Below are 24198 nucleotides of genomic sequence, written 5' to 3' on the forward strand. Positions count from 1 at the left end.
CGGCAGCCAATCCCTCGCCTACCTTCGGGTGGGGGGGCGTCGCTCGATAGCAAGGTGCTGGAGGATCCGTGGACCTGTCCCTGTCGACTCGCACTGTCGGCGACCGTACGGTCGTGGAGGTCGGTGGCGAGATTGATGTGTATACCGCGCCCAAGCTGCGCGAGCAGTTGGTCGAGTTGGTGAACGACGGCAGCTACCACCTGGTTGTCGACATGGAGCGAGTGGACTTCCTCGACTCCACCGGCCTTGGTGTGCTCGTGGGAGGCCTCAAGCGCGTCCGCGCGCACGAGGGCTCGCTCCGTCTGGTGTGCAACCAGGAGCGCATCCTGAAGATCTTCCGAATCACCGGTCTGACCAAGGTGTTTCCGATCCACACCACTGTGGAAGACGCCGTCAACGCCACTGACTGACGGCTCCGGCCGGCTCCCCGCGGCCTCCGGGCGGCAGGGGGCCGACAAGGAGAGCGGGGGTACCGGGCCATGGTTGGCCCGGGCCCCTGTCAAGGCACGCCCGTAGTCCGAGGGGGACGCGCATGGCCACCGTTGAACTGCGCTTCAGCGCCCAGCCCGAACACGTCCGGACGGCCCGCCTGGTCGCGGCCGCCGTGGCTCGCCGGGTGGGCGTGGAGGAAGCCGTCCTCGACGAGGTCCGCCTCGCCGTGGGTGAGGCCTGTTCGCGTGCCGTCGGACTCCATCGGAGCAACGGACTGACCGCGCCCGTCCGGGTGGTGCTGAGCGAGGAGGACAAGGTGTTCTCCATCGAGGTCGGCGACGAGGTTCCCGGGCCGTCCGGCGGCGCGGCGGACGCCGTGCCCGGCATCACCGCAGTCCTGGAATCGGACGGCGAGACCGAGGACGAGATGGGCCTCGCGGTGATCAGCGGGCTCGTCGACGACGTCGAGGTGAGCAGTGGGGAATCGGGCGGAACCATCCGGATGAGCTGGCCCGTCGCCGGAGTCTCCGAGCTTCCCTGAGATCCGCCGCGATGCGGAGTGATCCACAGCGCGCGCAATCCTTCGTATCTTCCGATCTTTATCAAGGCCCTGCTGAGCAGGGCCTTTTTCATTTCCCTAGATCAATGATCAGGCGTCAATGCCTTTGCCCCATTACCACTTTCGAGGGTAATGGAGTGACGCGATCTATTGCTGAGGAGCAAGAGCACGCCAATTGCGTTTCCTGCGCACTGTTTTGATCGGGGCGCGCTCCCTACAATCCGTCCACATCTTGAGCTCATCACGTCAAGGAGGACGAATGACGGGGCTCTTCACCCCTAACGCGCCGGATCGCACCACAGATCTGGCATCCGCAGTACTCACCGATGACAATCGGCTCATCGTGATCATCATTGCGGCCGTCGCACTGGCCGCACTCGTCGTCGCGCAGATCCTGGTCCGTCAGGTCCTCGCCGCCGACGAGGGAACCGACAGCATGAAGGAGATCGCCGCGGCCGTTCAGGAAGGCGCCAACGCCTACCTCGGCCGGCAGCTGCGCACCCTCGGCATCTTCGCCGTCGTGGTCTTCTTCCTGCTCTTCCTGCTCCCCGCCGACGACTGGGCCCAGCGGGGTGGGCGTTCCGCCTTCTTCCTCGTCGGCGCCCTCTTCTCGGCCGCCACCGGATACATCGGCATGCGCCTCGCGGTCCGCGCCAACGTCCGCGTCGCCGCGGCCGCCCGCGAGGCCACACCGGCCGAGGGTGAGCCCGCCAAGGACCTGACCGACGTCTCCCACAAGGCGATGAAGATCGCCTTCCGCACGGGTGGCGTGGTCGGCATGTTCACCGTCGGTCTCGGTCTCTTCGGAGCCTCGTGCGTCGTCCTGGTCTACGCCGCCGACGCCCCCAAGGTCCTGGAGGGCTTCGGCCTCGGCGCCGCCCTGATCGCGATGTTCATGCGCGTGGGCGGCGGAATCTTCACCAAGGCCGCCGACGTCGGCGCCGACCTGGTCGGCAAGGTCGAGCAGGGCATTCCGGAGGACGACCCGCGCAATGCCGCGACCATCGCCGACAACGTGGGCGACAACGTCGGAGACTGCGCCGGAATGGCAGCCGACCTCTTCGAGTCCTACGCCGTCACGCTCGTGGCCGCGCTGATCCTCGGCAAGGCCGCCTTCGGCGACCTGGGCCTCGCCTTCCCGCTGATCGTTCCCGCGATCGGCGTCGTCACCGCGATGATCGGCATCTTCGCGGTCTCCCCGCGCCGCTCCGACCGCAGCGGCATGACGGCCATCAACCGCGGCTTCTTCATCTCCGCCGTGATCTCCCTGGTGATGGTCACGATCGCCGTCTACGCCTACCTGCCGGCCACCTACAAGGAGCTCGTCGGCGTCGACAACCCGGCGATCACCAACCACTCCGGTGACCCGCGCATCCTGGCCGTCGTCGCCGTCGCCATCGGCATCGTGCTCGCGGCCCTCATCCAGCAGCTGACCGGCTACTTCACCGAGACCAACCGGCGCCCCGTCCGGGACATCGGCAAGTCCTCCCTGACGGGAGCGGCCACCGTCGTCCTCGCCGGCATCTCGGTCGGCCTGGAGTCCGCCGTCTACACGGCCCTGCTCATCGGCCTCGGCGTCTACGGCGCGTTCCTGCTCGGCGGAACGTCGATCCTGCTCGCCCTCTTCGCGGTGGCCCTGGCCGGCACCGGCCTGCTCACCACCGTCGGCGTCATCGTCGCCATGGACACCTTCGGGCCCGTCTCCGACAACGCCCAGGGCATCGCCGAGATGTCCGGCGACGTCGAGGGCGCCGGTGCGCAGGTCCTCACCGACCTGGACGCCGTGGGCAACACCACCAAGGCCATCACCAAGGGCATCGCCATCGCCACGGCCGTGCTCGCCGCGGCCGCGCTCTTCGGCTCGTACAACGACGCGATCGCCACCGCGGTCAAGGAAGTCGGTGCCAAGGCCGGGGAGATGAACCTCAGCCTGGACATCGCACAGCCCAACAACCTTGTGGGGCTGATCCTGGGCGCGGCCGTCGTGTTCCTGTTCTCCGGCCTCGCCATCAACGCCGTCTCCCGCTCCGCGGGCGCCGTCGTCTACGAGGTGCGCCGGCAGTTCCGCGAGCACCCCGGGATCATGGACTACACCGAGAAGCCCGAGTACGGGCGCGTCGTCGACATCTGCACCAAGGACGCGCTGCGCGAGCTCGCCACACCCGGCCTGCTCGCCGTGCTCACCCCCATCGCCGTGGGCTTCTCCCTCGGTGTGGGCGCCCTCGGCTCCTTCCTCGCCGGCGCCATCGGCACCGGCACCCTGATGGCGGTCTTCCTCGCCAACTCCGGAGGCGCGTGGGACAACGCGAAGAAGCTCGTCGAGGACGGCCACCACGGCGGCAAGGGCAGTGAGGCCCACGCCGCGGTCGTGATCGGCGACACCGTCGGCGACCCGTTCAAGGACACCGCCGGTCCCGCGATCAACCCGCTGCTCAAGGTCATGAACCTGGTGGCGCTGCTGATCGCGCCCGCCGTGGTGCAGTTCAGCTACGGCGCGGACAGCAGCCCGGCCGTGCGGGCCGTCGTCGCGGTCCTCGCGATCGGGGTCATCATCGGCGCGGTCTACATCTCCAAGCGCCGCGGCATCGCCGTCGGCGACGAGACCGAGGGCGGAGCCGCCGAGCGGGTGGCCCAGTCGGCCGACCCCGCGACGGTCTCCTGACCCGAGGGACGGCCAGCGGAACGGGCAGGGCCGGGCAGGGCCGGCCGGTACGCCCGAAAGGCGGACGGGCGGCGCGGACTCACGCGCCGTCTGTCCGCCTTTGTGCGTCCGCCGAGGGCGGGCGTGTATCTTCCGGGCCGAGAGCCTTCGAAGGGACCAATCCGGTGAACAAGAAGCTTGCGACCACGTTGTCGGGCGGTGCGGTGCTGATGCTCGCCCTGTCCGGCTGCGGCGGAGACGAGACCGACCAGAAGGCCAGCGCCTGGGCCAAGAAGGTCTGTGACCAGTGGCAGCCCGAACTCAAGAAGATCGAGGCCTCCAACGCGGAGATCAAGCGGGTGGCCTCGGAGAGCGTCAAGCCCGAGGAGGTCCAGAAGACCGACTCGGCGGCGTTCGCGACCATGACCGAGTCGTACAAGGCGATGGGCGCAGCCCTGCAGTCGGCGGGTGTGCCGCCGTTCAAGAACGGCGCCGCGACCCAGGAGGCGGCGGCCAAGGGCTTCGAGTCGACCTCCAAGGGCTACGCCGATCTGAAGGCGAAGATGGACGCCCTCGACCCCCAGGACAAGGCGAAGTTCGCCGACGGTCTCAAGGAGGTCGCCGGCGGCCTCCAGGAGGTCACGAAGGGCGGCCAGAGCGTCCTCGACCAGCTCCACGCGGGCGGTCTGGACAAGTCGATCAACAGCCAGAAGGGCTGCCAGGTCGCGGCGGCATCCGGATCGGCCAACTAGCGCGAACGGCCCGCGCGGGCGCGTTTCGCGCGGTACGCCGACCAGGGCGGCCGGGGTCCCGGGAGGGGCCGCGGCCGCCCTTTCGCGCTTCTGGGCCCGGTGTGACCGGCAGGACGGGTCCCAGCGGACACAATGGACGCGTGAGTACCACCAGCCTTCCCACGCCCGACCGTGCCGCCGAGCTCCGCACCGCCCTGCTCGACGCCGGTTTCACCGCCGACGGGCTGCTCGACCTGCTCGGCGCCCCCGCCTACGCCGCGCTGGCCCGCAGCGAGACCGTTCCCGCCCTGCGCGCCACCCGTGGCCCGGGCGACGGGGTGCTCGCGAGCCTGGTCAGGCTGTTCCTGCTGCAGCAGCCGGAGCCGTACGTGCACGCCGCGGAGGCACTGCCCGTCGAGGCGGCCCTGGCCGACGGCTGGCTGCGGCTGGAGGGCGACGAGGTGCACGCGACCGTCGACGTACGCCCGTACGGCGGCCCGGACGGCGAGGACTGGTTCATCGTCTCCGACCTGGGCTGCTCCGTCGGCGGGGCCGGCGGGATCGGCAGCCGCGAGGAGGGCGTGGTCCTCGGCGTCGGGGGCGCCTCCACCACCCTGGCCGGGATCACCGTCCGCACCCCGGTCGGCTCGGCCCTCGACGTCGGCACCGGATCCGGAATCCAGGCGCTGCACGCCTCCCGGCACGCCACCCGGGTCACCGCCACCGACGTCAACCCCAGGGCCCTGGAATTCACCCGGCTGACGCTGGCCCTGTCCGGGGCCCCGGAGGCCGAGCTGCTCACCGGGTCGCTCTTCGAGCCGGTCGGCGAGGCCACGTACGACCTGATCGTGTCGAACCCGCCGTTCGTGATCTCGCCCGGCGCCCGGCTGACGTACCGGGACGGCGGAATGGGCGGTGACGACCTGTGCCGGACCCTGGTCCAGGAGTCCGGCGCGCGGCTGAACCCGGGCGGGTACGCGCAGTTCCTCGGCAACTGGCAGCACGTCGAGGGCGAGGACTGGCACGACCGGCTCCGCTCCTGGGTGCCGCGCGGCTGCGACGCCTGGATCGTGCAGCGTGACGTGCAGGACGTGACGCAGTACGCGGAGCTGTGGCTGCGCGACGCGGGCGACCACCGGACCGACCCCGCCGAGTACACGCGGCGGTACGAGGACTGGCTGGACGAGTTCGAGGCCCGCGGGACCAAGTCCGTCGGCTTCGGGTGGATCACCTTGCGCCGGACGGACGCGGCCGAGCCCTCGATCGTGGTCGAGGAGTGGCCGCACACCGTGGAGCAGCCTCTCGGGGAGGCCGTCCTGGCCCATTTCGCGCGCCAGGACTACCTGCGCCGGCACGATGACGCGGCCCTGCTCGAGGCCCATTTCGCCCTGGCCGAGGAAGTGGTCCAGGAGCAGGTCGGCGCGCCCGGCGCGGAGGATCCGGAACACGTCGTGCTCCGGCAGAACCGCGGAATGCGGCGCGCCACCAAGGTCGACACGGTCGGCGCCGGCTTCGCCGGAGTGTGTGACGGCTCACTGAGCGCGGGCCGGATCCTCGACGCGATCGCCCAGCTGATGCAGGAGGACCCGATCGTGCTGCGGGACCGCACTCCGGAGGCCATCCGGCTGCTGGTCGAGCAGGGTTTCCTGGATCCTGTGACGCGCCCCGCGCCGTAGTGCGCACCGGGATGTAACCCGGGGTTCGCCCGCCGTATCCCCGGGGCTGTCAGTCTCCTGCGCACAGGGATCCGGGGGGATCCCGAGGGCGGCCCGGGGGTGAGGGGGAGCGGCGCGGAAAACGGTCCGGCGATCTTCGCCATGGCCGTGTTCCCGCTGTTCGTGGCCACTCCTCAGGCCTGGACGGGGGCGCGCTCTCCTTTGCCGTACGCCGGCGGCGGAGGGCGCGCGCCCCGTCGTGGTCGCAGCGCAGGTTCCGCTCGCCGGCTGGTGTCCCCGGCCCTCGCGGGGGCCCGCCCCGCGCGGCTGAGACACGCAGGATTCCGAGGTCCGCCGGGACCGGGATCCGGCAGCCGGTCGCGCCGGGAAAACACGAGGTCGGACCGGGCCCGGGACCGGCTGCGAAGACGGGGCCAGACGGCCCCCCGGCCACCCTGCGCGGTGATCGGTAACGCCCCGGCGCGGCATCCGGGCGGCAGAAACGGCACTTGTCGGGTTACCGTTCGAGTGGCCGTTGCGGGCTTCTGTCGTTTGACACGGGGGCGGGTTGTACCGTCACACTCCGCAGCGTCGCCGTACTGCGACCGAGTGCCGACCGGAGAGAAGAGCCAAGTTGTCCCCGACTAGCGAGACCGCAAAGGGCGGCCGCCGACTCGTCATCGTCGAGTCCCCAGCCAAGGCGAAGACGATCAAGGGCTACCTCGGCCCCGGATACGTCGTCGAGGCGAGCGTCGGGCACATCCGCGACCTCCCCAGCGGCGCGGCCGAGGTTCCCGACAAGTACACCGGCGAGGTCCGCCGCCTCGGCGTCGACGTCGAGCACGACTTCGCGCCGATCTACGTGGTCAACGCGGACAAGAAGGCACAGGTCAGGAAGCTCAAGGAGCTGCTGGCCGAGTCCGACGAACTCTTCCTCGCCACCGATGAGGACCGCGAGGGCGAAGCCATCGCGTGGCACCTGCAGGAAGTCCTCAAGCCCAAGGTTCCCGTCCACCGGATGGTCTTCCACGAGATCACCAAGGACGCGATCCGCGACGCCGTCGCCAACCCGCGCGAGCTGAACCAGCGCATGGTCGACGCCCAGGAGACCCGCCGTATCCTCGACCGCCTCTACGGCTACGAGGTCTCGCCGGTCCTGTGGAAGAAGGTCATGCCGAAGCTGTCGGCGGGCCGCGTGCAGTCGGTGGCCACCCGTCTCGTCGTCGAGCGGGAGCGCGAGCGCATCGCCTTCCGCTCCGCCGAGTACTGGGACCTGACCGGCACGTTCTCCACCGGCCGGGCCGGTGACGCCTCCGACCCGTCCTCGCTGGTCGCCCGCCTGAACACGGTCGACGGCAAGCGCGTCGCCCAGGGCCGCGACTTCGGCTCGAACGGGCAGCTCAAGAGCGAGGTGCTGCACCTCGACGAGTCAGGCGCCCGGGCTCTGGCCGCCGCGCTGGCCGACACCGCGTTCGCCGTCCGGTCGGTCGAGTCCAAGCCGTACCGCCGTTCCCCGTACGCCCCCTTCCGTACGACGACGCTCCAGCAGGAGGCCTCGCGCAAGCTGGGCTTCGGTGCGAAGGCGACGATGCAGGTGGCGCAGAAGCTGTACGAGAACGGCTTCATCACCTATATGCGTACCGACTCCACCACGCTGTCCGACACCGCGGTGTCGGCGGCGCGGGCGCAGGTCACCCAGCTCTACGGGGCCGACTACCTGCCGGAGAAGCCGCGCGTCTACGCCGGCAAGGTCAAGAACGCCCAGGAGGCGCACGAGGCGATCCGTCCTTCGGGTGATCGTTTCCGCACCCCCGCGGAGACCGGCCTGACCGGCGACCAGTTCCGCCTGTATGAGCTGATCTGGAAGCGGACCGTCGCCTCCCAGATGAAGGACGCGGTCGGCAACAGCGTCACCGTGAAGATCGGCGGCCGTGCCTCGGACGGGCGTGACGCCGAGTTCACCGCCTCCGGCAAGACGATCACCTTCCACGGCTTCATGAAGGCGTACGTCGAGGGCGCGGACGACCCGAACGCCGAGCTCGACGACCGCGAGAAGCGGCTGCCGCAGGTCGCGGAGGGCGACGCGCTCGCCGCCGAGGAGATCACGGCGGACGGGCACTCGACCAAGCCGCCGGCCCGCTACACCGAGGCCTCGCTGGTCAAGGAGCTCGAAGAGCGCGAGATCGGCCGTCCGTCGACGTACGCGTCGATCATCGGCACGATCCTCGACCGCGGATACGTCTTCAAGAAGGGCACGGCGCTCGTGCCGTCCTTCCTGTCGTTCGCCGTGGTCAACCTGCTGGAGACGCACTTCGGTCGGCTCGTCGACTACGACTTCACCGCGAAGATGGAGGACGACCTCGACCGCATCGCGCGGGGCGAGGCCCAGTCCGTGCCGTGGCTGAAGCGGTTCTACTTCGGCTCGGAGGACGCGACCGAGGTCGTGCCGGCCGACGGGGACCACCTCGGCGGTCTGAAGGAGCTGGTCACGGACCTCGGCGCGATCGACGCCCGGGAGATCTCCTCCTTCCCGGTCGGCGACGGCGTCGTGCTGCGCGTCGGCCGCTACGGGCCGTACGTGGAGCGCGGCGAGAAGGACGCCGAGGGCCACCAGCGCGCCGACGTCCCGGACGACATGGCTCCGGACGAGCTGACGGTCGAGTACGCGGAGGAGCTGTTCGCCAAGCCGAGCGGCGAGTTCGAGCTCGGCAAGGACCCGGTCAGCGGGAACGAAATCGTCGCCAAGGACGGTCGCTACGGGCCGTACGTGACGGAGATCCTGCCCGAGGGCACTCCGAAGACGGGCAAGAACGCGGTCAAGCCGCGGACGGCCTCGCTCTTCAAGTCCATGAACCTGGACACGGTCACCCTCGACGAGGCGCTCAAGCTGATGTCGCTGCCGCGCGTGGTCGGCGCGGACGCGGAGGGCGTGGAGATCACGGCCCAGAACGGCCGCTACGGCCCGTACCTGAAGAAGGGCACGGACTCGCGGTCGCTGGAGACCGAGGACCAGCTCTTCTCGATCACGCTGGACGAGGCCCTGGCGATCTACGCGCAGCCCAAGCAGCGGGGCCGGGCCGCGGCCAAGCCGCCGCTGAAGGAGCTGGGCACGGACCCGGTCAGCGAGAAGCCGGTGGTGGTCAAGGACGGCCGCTTCGGGCCGTACGTGACGGACGGCGAGACGAACGCGACGCTGCGGCGGGACGACGACGTCGAGACGATCACGCCGGAGCGGGGCTACGAGCTGCTCGCGGAGAAGCGGGCGAAGGGCCCGGCCAAGAAGGTGGCGAAGAAGGCCCCCGCCAAGAAGGCCCCGGCGAAGAAGGCGACGGCGACGAAGGCCGCTGCCGCGAAGAAGACGACTGCGGCCAAGAAGACCACCACGGCCGCGAAGAAGACCACGGCGAAGAAGGCGACGGCCAAGAAGACGGCCGCCGTTCCGGCCGCGGACGAGTAGACGAAGCAGACCGGCAGACGAGCGGACTGAGTCGTCGCTCCGGGAGCCCCGCGCACAGCGCGGGGCTCCCGTGCGTCCGCCCCGCCGCATCGAGCCTCGTATTGAGCCCCGCGTCGAGCCCCGTCCGCGTTTGAACCGCGGGGCCCGGGGCAAAGGCCGACGGCGGCGCCGGCCGCTCCCGGAAAGGTGGGTCCGGGGTCACACCCGGCCTTGTCCACAGGCTTCCGCACCCACCAGGCGCAGCGGATAGGCTGGGCGGATGACGCGAGCCGAGCAGCCGGCGGTCGTGACCGCCCCGGCGAACCCCACCTACGACGAAGCCCTAGCCGCGGATTCCCGCGAGCGTGCGGTGCGCGCACTGCTGCGCACTCCCAGGCTGCGCCGGCTGTGGAGCGCCCAGTTGGTGAGCGGCATCGGCGATGCCCTCGCCCTGTTGGTACTGGTGCTGCTGGCCCTTCAGGCCGCCGCCTCCGAAGGGGCCTTCGGCGGTGGATTCCGCGGCGCGGCCCTCGCCGTCGCCGCGGTCTTCGGAGTCCGGATCCTCGCCACCCTGCTCTTCGGCGCGGTCCTCCTCGGCCCGCTGGCCGGGCTGCTGGGCGCCGGCGGCAAGCTGGACCGCCGCTGGACCATGATCGGGGCGGACGGGATCCGCCTCGGGCTCTTCGTCGTCGCCCCGCTGTGGCTCGACTGGGTCCCGGCCCACGCGCTGACCGCGCTGCTGGCCACCGTGTTCGTCTCCGGCGCCGCCGAGCGGCTGTGGACCCTGGCCAAGGAGAGCGCGGCGCCCGCCCTGCTGCCCGCGCCGCCGCCGGAGGGGGCGACCGTACGGCCGCTCCCGGACCACCTGGACGCGCTGCGCCGGCTGACCCTGCGTACGGCCTTCGCCGCGCTCCCCGCCGCCGCGGCCGCGCTGCTCGCCGCGACCCTGGTCGGCAAGGCGCTCGGCCTCGGCGTGGACTGGTTCGCCGCGAACCAGGCCGCGCTCGGTTCGTACGTGGCCTCCGGGCTGTTCGCGGCCTCGGTCTCGCTGCTGCTGCCGTTGGTGCTGCCCGGCGGCGCGACCCCGCGTCCGCGTTCCCCGCTGGAGGGCCTGCGGGCCCCCAAGGCGGGCGACCGGCCCGACAAGGGCCGTACGGGCGCCATCCCCCTCATCGTCCTGAGCTCTGCGGCGGTCGCCGGAGCGATCGCCAGCGCCGTCGCCGTTTCCGTACTGCACGCCCTCGACCTGGGCGGCGGCCCGGCCGCCTTCGCGCTGTTCGTCCTCGCGCTGGTCGGCGGCACCGCCGCGGGCATCCGCGCCACCCAGGCCGGCAAGGTGCTGCCCGCACTGTCCCGCCGTCGGCTGATGGCCCTGGCCATAGCGGTCACCGGGCTCGCTCTCCTGCTGGCCGGGCTCGTCCCGGACATGGCGACCGTGCTGTTCCTGTCGCTGCTCGCCGGCATCGCCGCGGGTGTCGCCGCCAACACCGGCCACACCCTGCTGGACCAGGAGACCGAGGAGTTCCGCCGGGCCAGGGTCACCGAGCACCTCCAGGCCGTCGTACGGGTGGCCGTGGCGCTCGGCGCCGTCCTCGCCCCCGTGCTGGCCGCGGCGATCGGCCCGCACCGGCTGACCGGTGCCGAGGTCGTCTTCGCGCACGGCGGCGCGGCCTTCACCCTGATGCTGGTCGGCGCCCTGCTGCTGCCGGTCGCTGTGATCGTGCTGACGAAGGCCGACGACCGCCGGGGCGTCCCCCTGCGGCGGGACCTGCGTGAGGCGCTGCGCGGCGGCGAGCCCGTGCAGGCGGCGTCCGCCACCGGGTTCTTCATCGCCCTGGAGGGCGGCGACGGAGCCGGCAAGTCCACCCAGGTCGAGGCGCTGGCCGACTGGATACGGAGCAAGGGCCACGAAGTAGTGGTGACCCGCGAGCCCGGGGCGACCCCCGTCGGCAAGCGGCTCCGCTCGATCCTGCTCGACATCTCCTCGGCCGGCCTGTCGAACCGCGCCGAGGCACTGCTGTACGCCGCCGACCGCGCGGAACACGTGGACACCGTGGTGCGCCCGGCCCTGGAGCGTGGCGCCGTCGTCATCTCGGACCGTTACATCGACTCATCGGTGGCCTACCAGGGCGCCGGACGCGACCTTTCGCCGACGGAGATCGCCCGCATCTCGCGCTGGGCCACCGACGGACTCGTCCCGAACCTGACCGTGTTGCTCGACGTGTCGCCGGAGGCGGCGCGCGAGCGGTTCACGGAGGCACCGGACCGGCTGGAGTCGGAGCCGGCGGAGTTCCACCAGCGGGTGCGGTCCGGATTCCTGACCCTGGCCGCGTCCGACCCCGGGCGCTACCTCGTGGTCGATGCGGGCCAGGACCCGGAGTCGGTGACCACGGTCGTACGGCACCGCCTGGACCGGATGCTGCCGCTCTCGGAGGCCGAGGTGGCCGCCCAGGTCGAGGCACGGCGCCTCGCCGAGGAGGAGGCCCGGCGCAGGGCCGAGGAAGAGGCGGCGCGCAAGGCGGAGGAAGCGCGGCTGCGCGCCGAGGAGGAGGCCCGCAGGGCCCGCGAGGCCGAGGAAGCGCGGATCAGGGCCGAGGCGGAGGCCGCCCGCAGGGCGGAGGAGGACCGGCTGCGCGCCGAGGAGGAGGCCCGGGCACGGGCCGAGGCCGAGCGGCTGCGTCTGGAGGCCGAGGAGAAGGCGCGCGCGGCGGAGGCCGAGCGGCTGCGGCGGCAGGCCGAGGAGGAGGCCCGGCTGCGCGCCGAGGCCGAGGAGCGGCGCCTGGAGAAGCAGCGGCGGGCCGAGGAGGCCCTGCTGAAGGCCGAGGAGGCGCGACGGCTGGTGGAGGCCGAGGCGGCGGCGAAGGCGGCGGCGGTTGCTGCTGCGGCGGCCGCGGAGGCTGCGGCGGTCGCGGCGGCGTCGGCGCCCCGGCCTGCGCCCGCGCCTGCTCCTGCCCCTGCACCCGCGCCTGCTCCTGCGCCCAAGGTCGGCATGACCAAGCAGCCGGAGCAGGTACCGGAGCCGGCGCGGCAGGCAGAGCCGGAGCCGCACCCGGACGACGCGCTGACGGTGGAGACACCGATGGTCAAGCCGGCCAAGCCGGCCAAGCCGGTCAAGCGGGTCGTCCAGCCGGACGACGTCACCCAGACCGTGCCGGTGCCGAAGGTCGACCCGGCGTCCGCCGAGGAGACCACGGTGCTGCCGCCGGTCCGCGGGACGGACGAGACGGCGGTCCTGCCGCCCGTACGCCCGGCCGCCCCGGCCCCGCAGTCCCCGCAGTCCCCGCAGGCCGGTGGCACTGGCCGCCCCCGGTCCGCCACGAGGCCGACGGCCCAGCGCCCGGAGGAGAACCCGGCCGACCGGGTGCCGTCGGGCATCTTCCGGGACTCCGGCAACGACCGGACGCGTGAGCTCCCCCTCGTGGACGACGAGGGCCGCCCGCGCCGTTCGCGCCCGGACTGGGCCGAGGAGACCCCGCTGGACGATCTGCCGACCCTGGCGGACGAACTGCTGGGCCGCCACCGGGACGACGAGGACGGCGACGAGGGCGACCGCGGAACGCGCCGCCGCCGCTGACCGCGGGCAGGACCGGGCCGGGACCCGGTGGCGGGACCGGATTGTCGGTGGCGCCCGCCACAATGGGTGCACGGAGAGTGAAAGGTGGTGGGCGGGATGCCCGTATGGGACGACCTGGTGGGACAGGAGCGGGTCCGGACGCAGCTGGCTGCCGCCGCCCGCGACGCCGACGCGCTGGTCACGGCCAACACGGACGGGACCGCGCCGCCCGCGGCGTCCAAGATGACCCACGCCTGGCTGTTCACCGGCCCGCCCGGATCCGGGCGGGCCACCGCCGCCCGGGCCTTCGCGGCCGCCCTGCAGTGCACCAGCCCGGACCGCGCGCTGGGCGGGGAGCCGGGCTGCGGGTTCTGCGACGGCTGCCACACCACGCTGGTCGGCACGCACGCGGACGTCTCCACCGTCGTCGCGGTCGGCAGCCAGATCCTCGTCGCCGACATGCGGGACACCGTCCGCAAGTCCTACACGTCCCCGGCCACGGGCCGCTGGCAGGTCATCCTGGTCGAGGACGCGGAGCGGCTGAACGAGAAGTCCGCCAACGCGGTCCTCAAGGCTGTGGAGGAGCCCGCGCCCCGCACCGTCTGGCTGCTGTGCTCGCCCTCCGTGGAGGACGTGCTGCCCACCATCCGCTCGCGCTGCCGCCACCTCAACCTCAGCAGCCCCTCGGTCGCCGCCGTCGCCGACATGCTGGTGCGGCGGGACGGGATCGAGCCGACGCTGGCTCTGGCCGCTGCCAGGGTCACCCAGGGGCACGTCGACCGCGCCCGTCGGCTGGCCACCGACGAGGGGGCCCGGGAGCGCAGGGCGACGGTTCTGAAGCTCCCGCTGCGCGTCGACGACGTGGGCGCCTGCCTCAAGGCCGCGCAGGAGCTGGTCGACGCCGCCGCGGAGGACGCCAAGCAGGTCGCGGAGGAGGTCGACACCAAGGAGACCGAGGAGCTGCGCGCCGCGCTCGGCGCCGGAGCGGGCGCCGGCAGCCGGATGCCGCGCGGCACGGCGGGCGTGATGAAGGAGCTGGAGGACCGGCAGAAGCGCCGCCGCACCCGTACCCAGCGCGACACCCTCGACCTGGCGCTGACCGACCTCACCGGCTTCTACCGGGACGTGCTGGCCCTGCAGCTCGGCTCGTCCGTGGCCATCGCCAATGAGGAAATACGGCACGACCTGGACCGCATCGCCCGCGCCTCGGGCCCCGAGCGGACCCTGCGCCGGATCGAGGCGATCATCGCCTGCCGGGACGCCCTCGACCGCAACGTCGCCCCGCTCCTCGCGGTCGAGGCGATGACGATGTCGCTGCGGGCGGGCTGACCGCAGGCCCTGCACGGGCGCAGCAGTGCGCCGGCGGTCCACATCCGGTTGACGGGTTCACCCGTACGGGCGGTCCCGCCGCCGGGCCCGGCAGCGCCCGGTCCGCGCCCTGCCCGGCGCGGGCCACGGAAGGCGTGCGGCCGTCCGGTCCCGGGGCGCCCCCGGGCGTCCCCCGACACGACGTACGCTCCATGGATGGACACCAGTCGCCTGCTGCGCACCACCGGAACCGTGATCGCAGCTGCCGGGCTGCTGCTCTCCGGGTGCACCTCGGGCGGGTCGGGGGAACCCCGGGCCGCCGCGTCCACCTCACCGGAGTCCGCCGCGCCGTCGGCGCAGCCGGCCCCGGACGGGGCCGCGATGCGCCCGTACTACGCGCAGAAGCTGACCTGGCGCGATTGCGGTGTCCCCGGGTTCCAGTGCTCCACCATGAAGGCCCCGCTGGACTACGCGAACCCGGGCGCCGGCCAGGACGTCGACATCGCGGTGTCGCGCCGTGCGGCGACCGGTCCCGGCAAGCGCCTCGGCTCGCTGGTGGTCAACCCGGGCGGCCCGGGCGGATCCGGAATCGGCTACCTCCAGGCGTACGCGGGCATCGGTTATCCCGCGGCGGTGCGGGCCCAGTACGACATGGTCTCCTTCGACCCGCGCGGGGTGGAGCGCAGCAGCCCCGTGGAGTGTCTGAACGGCCCGGCCATGGACAAGTACACGCAGGTGGACCAGACGCCGGACGATCCGGCCGAGCGGGCCGAGCTGGTGGCCGCCTTCAAGGAGTTCGCGGACGCCTGCCGGACGAACTCGAAGCGGATCCTGCCGCACGTCTCCACCGTCGGCGCCGCCCGGGACATGGACCTGCTGCGCGCGGTGCTCGGCGACCAGAAGCTCAACTACGTCGGGGCCTCGTACGGCACCTTGCTGGGGGCGACGTACGCGGACCTGTTCCCGGACCGGGTCGGCCGGCTGGTCCTGGACGGGGCGATGGACCCGGAACGGGCCGCGCTCGACCTCAACCGGGACCAGACGGCGGGCTTCGACACGGCCTTCACCGCCTTCGCCAAGGACTGCGCGAAGCAGACCGACTGCCCGCTCGGCAAGGGCGGCCCGGACGCGGTGGGGGCGCGCCTGAAGGAGTTCTTCCGGAAGGTCGACGCGCAGCCCGTACCGAGCGGCGATCCGAACCGCCCGCTGGGGGAGGCCCTGGCGACGACCGGGGCGATCGCGGCGCTGTACGACGAGAGCGCCTGGCCGCAGCTGCGCGAGGCGCTCACCTCGGCGATGAACGGCGACGGAGCGGGCCTGCTGAGCCTGGCCGACAGCTACTACGAGCGCGAGGCGGACGGCAAGTACGCCAATCTGATGTCCGCGAACGCCGCGGTCAACTGCCTGGACCAGCCCCCGGCCTTCAGCGGCCCGGAGGCCGTCGACGCGGCCCTGCCCTCCTTCGAGAAGGCCTCGCCGGTCTTCGGTGCGGGCCTGGCCTGGGCCGGGCTGAACTGCACGTACTGGCCCGAGAAGGCCACGGGCAAGGCGAAGCGGCTGACCGCGAAGGGCGCCGCGCCGATCGTGGTGGTGGGCACCACCCGCGATCCGGCGACCCCGTACAAGTGGGCGCAGGCACTGGCCGGCCAGCTCGACTCGGGCTCCCTCCTCACCTACGACGGCGACGGCCACACGGCGTACGGCCGCGGCAGCGACTGCATCGACACCGCGATCAACCGCTACCTGCTGGAGGGCAAGGCGCCGCAGGACGGCAAGAAGTGCTGAGCCTGCCGCGGCGGCCGGGCGCCTGTCCCTCCGGCGCACGGATGCCGGGCACCCGCGGCTGCCCGACCGAGCAGACGTCGGCGCACCTGAGGGGCCCGCGTCGGGCTTGGCGGCGGGGCCGCGCAAATATGGCGTAAACGCCCGAATGCGCGACGGGTGTCCCACCCGTGCGAAACCTGGTTCGGGGCACCCGTCCACACCCTGTAGACTTGGCGCCGCTGCTGATGAGAGCACCTCTTCGAGGGAATACTTGTCTGACCAGCGGTGCCGCCTTAGCTCAGTTGGCCAGAGCAACGCACTCGTAATGCGTAGGTCTCGGGTTCGAATCCCGAAGGCGGCTCGGATTAGCCCCAGGACTCACTCGCCGTGACCTGGGGCTTTTTCATGCCCCGACCGGCGGGTGGCGGTGCTTGGCCGTCGCACCGGGACCGCCGCCAAATGTCGAGGCGGGCTGCCTCACGGCAGATGACCGCGAGGTAGAAGGCGTCGAGCCAGGTGTCCGCGGTGAGGTAGGGCTTCGGCCCGGTGGTGACGAGGTGGCGCTCCTCCTGGCGGATTTTGCAGGCGACCGTCTCCCGGTCGGGATCGGCGGCCGCGAAGACGGCCGAGTCACCTGCATGGCCAGCAGCCAGGACTCACAGGTCTCCATCATGACCGCATCCGGGATTCCGATGCAGCGGATGCGCACGGGGTTCAAAGGACGTCGTCAGCGACGGCTCCTGAAGCTGCGCGAGGTCTCGACGGCCTAGTAGTGCTTTGTTAGCTGGTGTCGTGGGGCTGCCATGGGGTGGGTTGTCGGCAGGTGGGGCAGGTGCCGGTCCAGGTGGCGAGTAGATGTTGGAGGAGGTCCAGGGCCTGGTAGAGGGTCAGGCCCTGGCAGGGGCTTTTGGGCAGGTCCGCTGTTCGGTGAGGAACAGGTGGGCGGCGGTGACGAGGGTGACGTGTCGGTGCCAGCCGGTGAACGAACGTCCCTCGAAGTGGTCCAGGCCCAAAGCGGTCTTCAGCTCGCGGTAGTCGTGCTCGATCCGCCACCGGGCTTTCGCCAGCCTGACCAGGTCCTTCGCCGGGATGTTGGCGGGCAGGTTCGAGATCCAGTACTTCACCGGCTCCGCCTCGCCCTCGGGCCACTGCGCGATCAGCCAGGTCAGCGGAATCGTCCCGTCGGCAGCGGGTTTCGGGCGGCGGCCGGCGAGACGGACCCGCATCAGCACGAAGTGTGAGCTCAGTGCAGCTTTGGAGCCCTTGCGCCAGACCGCGGCCTGTCCCTGTTCCCGTCCGGTGGCCAGCACATGCTCGCGCAGAGAGACCGGGCGGGTGCGGTAACGCGGCAGCGGCCGGGGACCCAGACCGCCATAGGCAGGCTGGTGCGGTTCGGCATTCCCGGCGTGAGCGGTCATCTCACCTTTCACCTGGAGGACGTAGGCCAGCCCCCGATCCTCCAGGCCGTGGCGGAAGTCCGCATTCGCTCCGTAGCCCGCGTCCGCGACCAGCGCGGCGGGCCGCAGCCCGACACCGGCGAGTTCGTCGAGCATGTCCAATGCGAGCCGCCATTTCGGCTGGTGGTGCTCGTCCTGGGGGATCCGGCAGGCCTTGCGGCGGTCGGCCGCCTCCGGGCCGTCCCAGGACTCGGGCAGGAACAAACGCCAGGCCAGCGGGCACGAGGCGGAGTCGGAGGCGGCATGGACGCTGACACCGATCTGGCAGTTGCCGACCTTCCCCAGAGTCCCGGAATACTGCCGGGCCACCCCCGCGGACGCCTTGCCGTCCTTGGGGAAGCCGGTATCGTCCACCACCCACACCTGCGGACGCACCGCCCGCACGGCCCGCCACGCCAGCCGGGCCCGCACCTCCTGAACGGGCCAGGTCGAGGACGTCATGAACTGCTGCAATTGCTGATGGTCGATCCCGAGGCGTTCGGCCATCGGCTGCATCGACTTGCGTCGGCCGTCCAGCAACAGGCCCCGCAGATACAACTGGCCCTTCTCCAGCCAGTCCCGCCGCACCAGCGGCGCGAACACCTCGGAAGCGAACTCCTCCAACCGGACCCGCACCGCCGCAAGCTCCCCAGCCCTCATACAGCCAGCGAACTACCGAACACCCGACGTGACAAGACCGGATAACAAAGCACTACTAGGGCTTGTCCATGACAGAAACGACGGTCTACAAGGCGGCAGTGGGACAGTCCTGCCGGGACACGTTCACAGCCGTCACGTCGGGAATTCGCCGAGCCAGCCGTGCTCGAGGAGGTACTTCGGGATGAAGGGCGATTCGACCCCGACCGGCAGTTTCCCGTCGTAGGCGAGGCAGGCCATGGCCAGTGGGCCCAAGGCGACCGCGCCGTCGATGTCCTCGGTGCGTTCCTCGGTCAGCGTCCAGTACCCCTTGTGGAGGTTCAGCGCCTCCGCCAGGGCCGGGCCGAAGCCTTCCTCGTTCTTGCGCACGAAGTGGTAGAAGAGGTTGATCGGCGGATAGATCAGCCCTTGGAGCAGATCTCGCGGAAGCCTGCGTGCGACCTCGGGGTCCGACGCCTCGATCGCGGCGATGAGCTTGTCCACCAGGCCCGGCTGTCGGAGCCAATATGTCTGCTGGACGTCAACCCAGTGGTAGTAGAGCTCCTCGTACTCGCCTTCTGGCGAGCGCAGGCTTTCCAGTGGGATCTCGCACAGCTCGGTCATACGGCGCTGCTCACGGCAGATGACGGCCAGCCAGAACGCGAGCAGCCAGTTGCCCGCATCGGCGTACGGCTGGGGGCCGATCGCCTTGAGCGTGCGCATCCTCCCGTTGATGAAGCACTCCACGGTCCCTTCGCTCGTGCCGGTCACGGCGAACAGTGCCGAGCCCAGCTGCATCGCGTTGATCGTGGCCTGCCACGACTCGAGGGTGTCGGCCTCCGGTTCGGCCACGCAGTGGGCCTGGAGGGCCAGGACAGCGGTGCTGAACGCGAAGTCGATCGCGTCAGCCGATACCTCGAGACGGTCGATACGGCGCGCCACGCTTGCGCTCAACCGCGCGGCAAATTCGGCCGCTTCAGGCCCGCCCTCGAGGTGGCTGGCAACGGTCACAGTCACGGAAGAGCCCCCTTGCTGGTGTGGAATGTCCGGCACGCGTGGCCATGGCTGGGCGTGTGTGGCCCTGGCGTACGGGGCGCTACGCGTCGAACTCGCCGCGCCAGCCGAAGTCGAGGAGGGCCTCGGGGAGGTAGTCGGTCTCGACCTCGACCGGGATGCCGTTGGCCTTCGCCAGGCAGGCGATCGCGAGGGGGGCGATGGCCACGACGCCCAGGATGTTGTGGGCGCGGTCCTCGTCGGCGGTCCAGTACTCCTTGTGCCAGCGGACGGCGTCGGCCAGGGCCTCATTGAAGCCGGCGGGGTCGTTGCGCAGGTAGCGGTAGAGCATCATGATCGGCGGGTAGCGGAGCTTGGTCATCTCCTCCGCGTCGACGACGCGGGCGTGCTCGGGAGCGCTCAGGTCCACGGCGCGCACCAGGTGGGTGCCCAGGTCGTCGCGGCGGAGCCAGAAGCTCTGGAGGGTCTCCACCCAGGCGTAGGTGTACTCGTCCAGCGTGCCGCCGAAGTCGCGCAGCAGGGACACCGGGATCCGGGCCAGCATGTCGAGGCGGGCTGCTTCACGACAGATGACCGCGAGGTAGAAGGCGTCGAGCCAGGTGTCCGCGTTGAGGTAGGGCTTCGGCCCGGTGGTGGCGAAGTGGCGTTCCTCCTCGCGGATCTTGCAGGTGACCGTCTCCCGGTCCGGAGCGGTGGCGGCGAAGACGGCCGAGTGCACCTGCATGGCCAGCAGCCAGGACTCCCAGGTCTCCAGCATGACGGCACTGGAGTCCCCGACCGTGCGGACGAGGGCGACGTTCAGCGACTCCATGAGGGCATCCGCCCTGGAGGTGTGGGAGGTCTCGATCTGCTCCAGCGATTCGGAGACTGATTCCTCCATGACGGGAACCACCGCCGCCATCTTGTCCCTCTGATAGTCCTGGCGCTGCACCCTCACTGTCATGTGCCTCACGTGGGGAACTCGCCGCACCAGTTGCGCGTCACCAGGACGGCGGGCAGATACTCGGATTCCACCTCGATCGTGATGCCGGCGTCGTGGGCGATGCAGGCCATGGCGAGCGGGGCGAGGGCGACGAGGCCGGCGGCGTCGATGGCACGGCTCTCCTCGCTGCTCCAGTAGTCCTTGTGCCGCTGCAGGGCCGTGGCAAGGGCCTGGTTGAAGCCGGCCTGGTCGTTGCGCAGGATCCGGTGGAACATCTCCATCGGCGGGTACGCAAGCCGTCCGGCCGTCTCGGGGTCGCGGGCGACCTCCGGGGCGGTGCCGTCCACAGCCGCCACAAGCTTATGGCTGAGTTCCGGACCGCCGGTCCAATAGGTCTGCAGGGTGTCGATCCAGGCGAAGACGTGGTCGTCGGCGCGACCGTTCTCCCGCAGCAGGGACAGGGGCACCTGGCACAGGGCGGTGATCCTGTCCCGCTCGCGGCACACCAACGCCAGGTAGAAGGCATCGAGCCAGGTACCGGGAGTCGTGTACCACTGGGGGCCTGTGGTCTGGAGCGTGCGGTCCTTGTGAGCGATGCGGCACTGGACGGTTTCCCCGGGGGGAGCCGCTGTGGCGAACACCGCGGAGCCGACCTGCATCGCTTTGACCCAGGCATCCCATGTGGGGAAGATCGCGGCCTGTGGGTCCAGCAGACAACGACCCTTCGCCAGGATGAGCGTGGTGGTCAGGGCGTCACCCAGCCTGGTGACGCGTTCCTCCAACCCCTCGATCAGCTCATCTGCATCCTCCTGAAGCACGGCGATGCCCTCTTCTGCGTGCTCCGTGGGGAAAGAGTGACGGGTGATGATCGAGACCAACGCACTCCTCCTTGCTGCAGATCGCTCGAACCCTCCGGACAGGCGAGCCGTGCCTCGGGCGGGACCGCCGCCCGAGACCGCTCAACCGCCGCTGCGTAAAAGCCTCGTCCCAACCTGTCAGGTGGGGAATTCGCCGAGCCAGGCCCGGTTCAGGAGCTGGCTAGGGAGGTATTCCGACACCACGTTGATCGGAAATTCGCCGTCGTAGGCGAAGCACGCCATGGCCAGCGGCCCGATCGCCCACAAGCCGGAGACGTCGAAGTCGCGCTCCTCCTGGCTCCAGTACGTTTTGTGCATTTCGAGTGCTTCGACCAGAGCAGCATTGAAGCCGTCATGGTCCTGCTTGACGAAGCAGTAGAAGAGGTTGATCGGCGGGTATGAGATCTGCTGCAACCAGTCCCGCGGGGCGATCCGTGCCACGTCAGGGTGGGACTGCTTGAATGCCAGCGTCAGCTCCTCCACCATGTCCGCCTGCCGGTGTGTCCAATACGCCTGCAGGGTGGCGACCCAGTGGTACAGATACTCGTCGTGCATCGCCCCCGACGCTCGCAGCGTCTCCATCGGGACTTCACACAATGAGGTCATTCGCTTCTGGTCGCGGCAGATGACCGCAAACCAGAAGGCGTCCAGCCAGTTCGGACAATTCGCGATCTGCTTGGGTCCGATGGCCGGAAGTCGCCGGATCTCGTGGTGGATACGGCATTCCACGGTTCCCTCGGTGGCCCCCGTAACCTGGAACAGGGCGGAGCCGACCTGGGCGGCGTTGACCACTGCCTCCCAGGTATTGATGCCCGCACCGTCCGGATCTACGGCGGACCGCGCGGCAACGCTGAGGCGGACAGAATTCCACAGTGCGTCGAGCATTCCAGGGGAATCTTCCAGGGACTCGATCCCCTCGATCGCCGTGGTCGTCATGCGCGCCGCGTAGGCCTCGTCGTCAGGGCCTGCGGCGCCATGCCGGTCAACAGTAGCGGTCACTCGATCACCCTGATGTCGAACTTCTGCTTGGTGTAGCCAGTGTAAGTGCTGGCGCCGTCCTGTCCCTTGACAACGACGTAGTCAAGGCGCCCCTCCTTGAGGGCGGTGCGGAGTTCGGCAGCCAGATCGCCGTCGCTCTTGAACTTGGGGTTACGGCCTCGCTTTTCCGTCTGCTCGATGATGTCGAGGAAATATGTGCGCGAGCCTGGGAGTAGCGTGCGCCGGTGACTACTCGCTCACCCAGAGTGGTGTCGCCACGGATCCATGGGGGATGAATTCGGGTACTCCCCCAGCTCGTCGATGTCCCGAGCCAGACTCACCCAGAGACGCTCGGCCCACTTCTCTTCCGTGGCACCTGGGGTGAAATGCCGACTCACGGTGACGGTCACGAAGAGTCCCCTTGCTGATGTCGAATCGCCGGTACGGGCCGCGGCCTGACTCCCGAGAATCCGAGATCTCGTGGCAGGGCGAGTGAACGGGTGGAGTGAGGCCGGCCGGGCGGGGGACTACGCGTCGAACTCGCCGCGCCAGCCGAAGTCGAGGAGGGCCTCGGGGAGGTAGTCGGTCTGGACCTCGACCGGGATGCCGTTGGCCTTGGCCAGGCAGGCGATCGCGAGGGGGGCGATGGCCACGATGCCCAGGATGTTGTGGGTGCGGTCCTCGTCGGCGGTCCAGTACTCCTTGTGCCAGCGGACGGCGTCGGCCAGGGCCTCGTTGAAGCCGGCGGGGTCGTTGCGCAGGTAGCGGTAGAGCATCATGATCGGCGGGTAGCGGAGCTTGACCATCTCCTCCGCGTCGACGACGCGGGCGTGCTCGGCCGAGCTCAGGTCCACGGCGCGCACCAGGTGCGTGCGCAGGTCGTCACGGTGAAGCCAGAAGCTCTGGAGGGTTTCCACCCAGGCGTAGGTGTACTCGTCCAGGGTTCCGCCGAAGTCGCGCAGCAGGGAGACCGGGATACGGGCCAGCATGTCGAGGCGGGCTGCTTCACGGCAGATGATCGCGAGGTAGAAGGCGTTGAGCCAGGTGTTTGCGTTGAGGTAGGTCTGCGGTCCGGTGGTGGCGAGGTGGCGCTCCTCCTGACGGATCTTGCAGGTCACCGATTCCCGGTCGGGGTCAGTGGCGGCGAAGACGGCCGAGTGCACCTGCATGGCGAGCAGCCAGGATTCCCAGGTTTCCAGCATGACGGCACCGGGATCCCCCAGAGTGCGGACGAGGGCGACGTTCAGCGACCTCATGACGGCGCCCGACCTGGAGTTGTGCGAGGTCTCGATCTCCTCCAGCGAATAGGACAGCGTCCCCTCCATGGAGGGGACCACTGCCATCCACCCGTCCTGCGGGTAGTCCTGGCGCGGCACATCCAGCGCTCCGTGCTGTCTGCCCGGGGTGCAGCGGGTCACGTGGGGAATTCTCCGAGCCAGTTGCCGTTGAGCAGTACCGCGGGCAGGTAGTCGGACTCGACCTCGATCGAGATGCCGGCTTCCCGGGCGAAGCAGGTCATGGCGAGCGGAGCGAGCGCGACGAGGCCCGAGATCAGCTGCGACCGGTCCTCCTGGGTCCAGTACTCCCGGTGCCACTGCAGGGCGGCGTCGAGGGCGCGGTTGAAGCCCTCTGCGTCGTTGCGGATGACGCGGTGGAACATCTCCATCGGCGGGTAGAACAGCCGACCCACCGTCTCCGGGTCTGTTGCGACCTCCGGATCGGTGCCGTCGATCGCGGCCACGAGCTTCTGACCGAGGTCTGGACCGCCGAGCCAGTAGGTCTGGAGGGTGTCGATCCAGGCGTACTCGAATTCCTGGGTGACGCCGCCGTTCTCCCGGAGCAGTGACAGCGGTACCCGGCACAGGGCGGTGATCCGGTCCCGCTCGCGGCACACCACGGCCAGGTAGAACGCGGTGACCCAGGCGGCCGGGGTCACGTAGGGCTGCGGACCGGTGGCTTCGAGCGTGAGGTCCTTGTGCGCGATGCGGCACTGTACGTGAGGCTCGGTGGTGGTCGCAGCGGCGAACACGGCCGAGCCGACCTGCATCGCGGTCACCCAGGCATCCCAGGTGGGATAGATCGCACCCCGCGGGTCCATGATGCAGCGTGCCTGGGCTACGAGGAGAGTGCTGCTCAGGGCCGAGCCGAGAGCGGTGGGACGTCCTTCCAGGCGGCCGATCCATGTCTCCGCGCGCTCCTCGAGAAGGGCGAGGCCCGCTTCCGCGTTTTCCGTCGGAAAGGGGTGACGGGGGATGATCGCGACCAACGCTTTTCTC

General features: G+C 70.5%; 18 protein-coding genes and 1 tRNA gene. 11 read left to right on the forward strand and 8 right to left on the reverse strand.

The features are described from left to right. The first annotated feature begins 68 nt into the window (after positions 1-68). The 10 genes from bldG to OG753_RS23630 all read left to right on the forward strand — a co-directional run bounded on the left by bldG (position 69) and on the right by OG753_RS23630 (position 16440). Positions 69-410: an anti-sigma factor antagonist BldG gene (gene bldG, locus OG753_RS23585; protein ID WP_008743037.1), complete on the forward strand. Its 342-nt coding sequence runs from the start codon at positions 69-71 to the stop codon at positions 408-410. Between the two features lie 122 nt (positions 411-532). Continuing rightward, the gene (locus tag OG753_RS23590) at positions 533-973 is read left to right on the forward strand and encodes an ATP-binding protein (protein ID WP_405790016.1); all 441 of its coding nucleotides are present in this window, start codon (positions 533-535) and stop codon (positions 971-973) included. Between the two features lie 277 nt (positions 974-1250). Continuing rightward, positions 1251-3653 carry a sodium-translocating pyrophosphatase gene (locus OG753_RS23595; RefSeq protein ID WP_405790017.1) on the forward strand — a complete coding sequence of 801 codons (2403 nt, stop codon included), beginning with the start codon at positions 1251-1253 and terminating at the stop codon, positions 3651-3653. 164 nt (positions 3654-3817) lie between these two features. Then, entirely contained in the window at positions 3818-4384 is a 567-nt protein-coding gene (locus OG753_RS23600) for a small secreted protein (RefSeq protein WP_327263691.1), read from the forward strand. 140 nt (positions 4385-4524) lie between these two features. Next, positions 4525-6039 (forward strand): methyltransferase, encoded by a 1515-nt coding sequence (locus OG753_RS23605; protein ID WP_327263692.1) that lies wholly within the window; start codon positions 4525-4527, stop codon positions 6037-6039. Positions 6040-6652: 613 nt separating this feature from the next. Continuing rightward, positions 6653-9475, forward strand: a complete 2823-nt coding sequence (gene topA, locus OG753_RS23610; protein WP_401278009.1) for a type I DNA topoisomerase — start codon at positions 6653-6655, stop codon at positions 9473-9475. Between the two features lie 259 nt (positions 9476-9734). Next, positions 9735-13028: a dTMP kinase gene (gene tmk / locus OG753_RS23615; protein ID WP_405790018.1), complete on the forward strand. Its 3294-nt coding sequence runs from the start codon at positions 9735-9737 to the stop codon at positions 13026-13028. Positions 13029-13124: 96 nt separating this feature from the next. Next, positions 13125-14336, forward strand: a complete 1212-nt coding sequence (locus OG753_RS23620; RefSeq protein ID WP_327263695.1) for a DNA polymerase III subunit delta' — start codon at positions 13125-13127, stop codon at positions 14334-14336. Positions 14337-14531: 195 nt separating this feature from the next. Then, positions 14532-16100: an alpha/beta hydrolase gene (locus OG753_RS23625; protein ID WP_405790020.1), complete on the forward strand. Its 1569-nt coding sequence runs from the start codon at positions 14532-14534 to the stop codon at positions 16098-16100. A 266-nt stretch (positions 16101-16366) separates the two neighbouring features. After that, positions 16367-16440, forward strand: a tRNA-Thr gene (locus OG753_RS23630). Between the two features lie 4 nt (positions 16441-16444). Here the strand turns inward: OG753_RS23630 and OG753_RS23635 are convergent. Then, positions 16445-16732 carry an Imm49 family immunity protein gene (locus OG753_RS23635; protein WP_401688047.1) on the reverse strand — a complete coding sequence of 96 codons (288 nt, stop codon included), beginning with the start codon at positions 16730-16732 and terminating at the stop codon, positions 16445-16447. Here OG753_RS23635 and OG753_RS23640 point away from each other — a divergent pair. Then, positions 16637-16849: a hypothetical protein gene (locus OG753_RS23640; protein ID WP_401687851.1), complete on the forward strand. Its 213-nt coding sequence runs from the start codon at positions 16637-16639 to the stop codon at positions 16847-16849. The genes OG753_RS23635 and OG753_RS23640 overlap by 96 nt on opposite strands. A gap of 117 nt (positions 16850-16966) precedes the next feature. Here OG753_RS23640 and OG753_RS23645 read toward each other — a convergent pair whose 3' ends face one another. The 7 genes from OG753_RS23645 to OG753_RS23675 all read right to left on the reverse strand — a co-directional run bounded on the left by OG753_RS23645 (position 16967) and on the right by OG753_RS23675 (position 24188). Beyond that, entirely contained in the window at positions 16967-18175 is a 1209-nt protein-coding gene (locus tag OG753_RS23645; protein WP_405790022.1) for an IS701 family transposase, read from the reverse strand. A 132-nt stretch (positions 18176-18307) separates the two neighbouring features. Next, positions 18308-19093 (reverse strand): immunity 49 family protein, encoded by a 786-nt coding sequence (locus OG753_RS23650; RefSeq protein WP_405790024.1) that lies wholly within the window; start codon positions 19091-19093, stop codon positions 18308-18310. Between the two features lie 154 nt (positions 19094-19247). Further along, positions 19248-20108 carry an immunity 49 family protein gene (locus OG753_RS23655; protein ID WP_405790026.1) on the reverse strand — a complete coding sequence of 287 codons (861 nt, stop codon included), beginning with the start codon at positions 20106-20108 and terminating at the stop codon, positions 19248-19250. Positions 20109-20113: 5 nt separating this feature from the next. After that, complete coding sequence (locus OG753_RS23660; protein WP_401687860.1) at positions 20114-20965, reverse strand: immunity 49 family protein; 852 nt, start codon at positions 20963-20965, stop codon at positions 20114-20116. A 117-nt stretch (positions 20966-21082) separates the two neighbouring features. Continuing rightward, entirely contained in the window at positions 21083-21943 is an 861-nt protein-coding gene (locus OG753_RS23665) for an immunity 49 family protein (protein WP_401687863.1), read from the reverse strand. Positions 21944-22449: 506 nt separating this feature from the next. Then, positions 22450-23340, reverse strand: coding sequence for an immunity 49 family protein (locus OG753_RS23670; protein WP_405790028.1), 891 nt, complete (start codon positions 23338-23340; stop codon positions 22450-22452). Further along, entirely contained in the window at positions 23337-24188 is an 852-nt protein-coding gene (locus OG753_RS23675; RefSeq protein WP_401278022.1) for an immunity 49 family protein, read from the reverse strand. Before OG753_RS23675 ends, OG753_RS23670 begins: the two co-directional genes overlap by 4 nt. Positions 24189-24198: the final 10 nt, after the last annotated feature.

It is taken from the genome of Streptomyces sp. NBC_00029 (assembly GCF_045160505.1).
Lineage (GTDB): Bacteria > Actinomycetota > Actinomycetes > Streptomycetales > Streptomycetaceae > Streptomyces.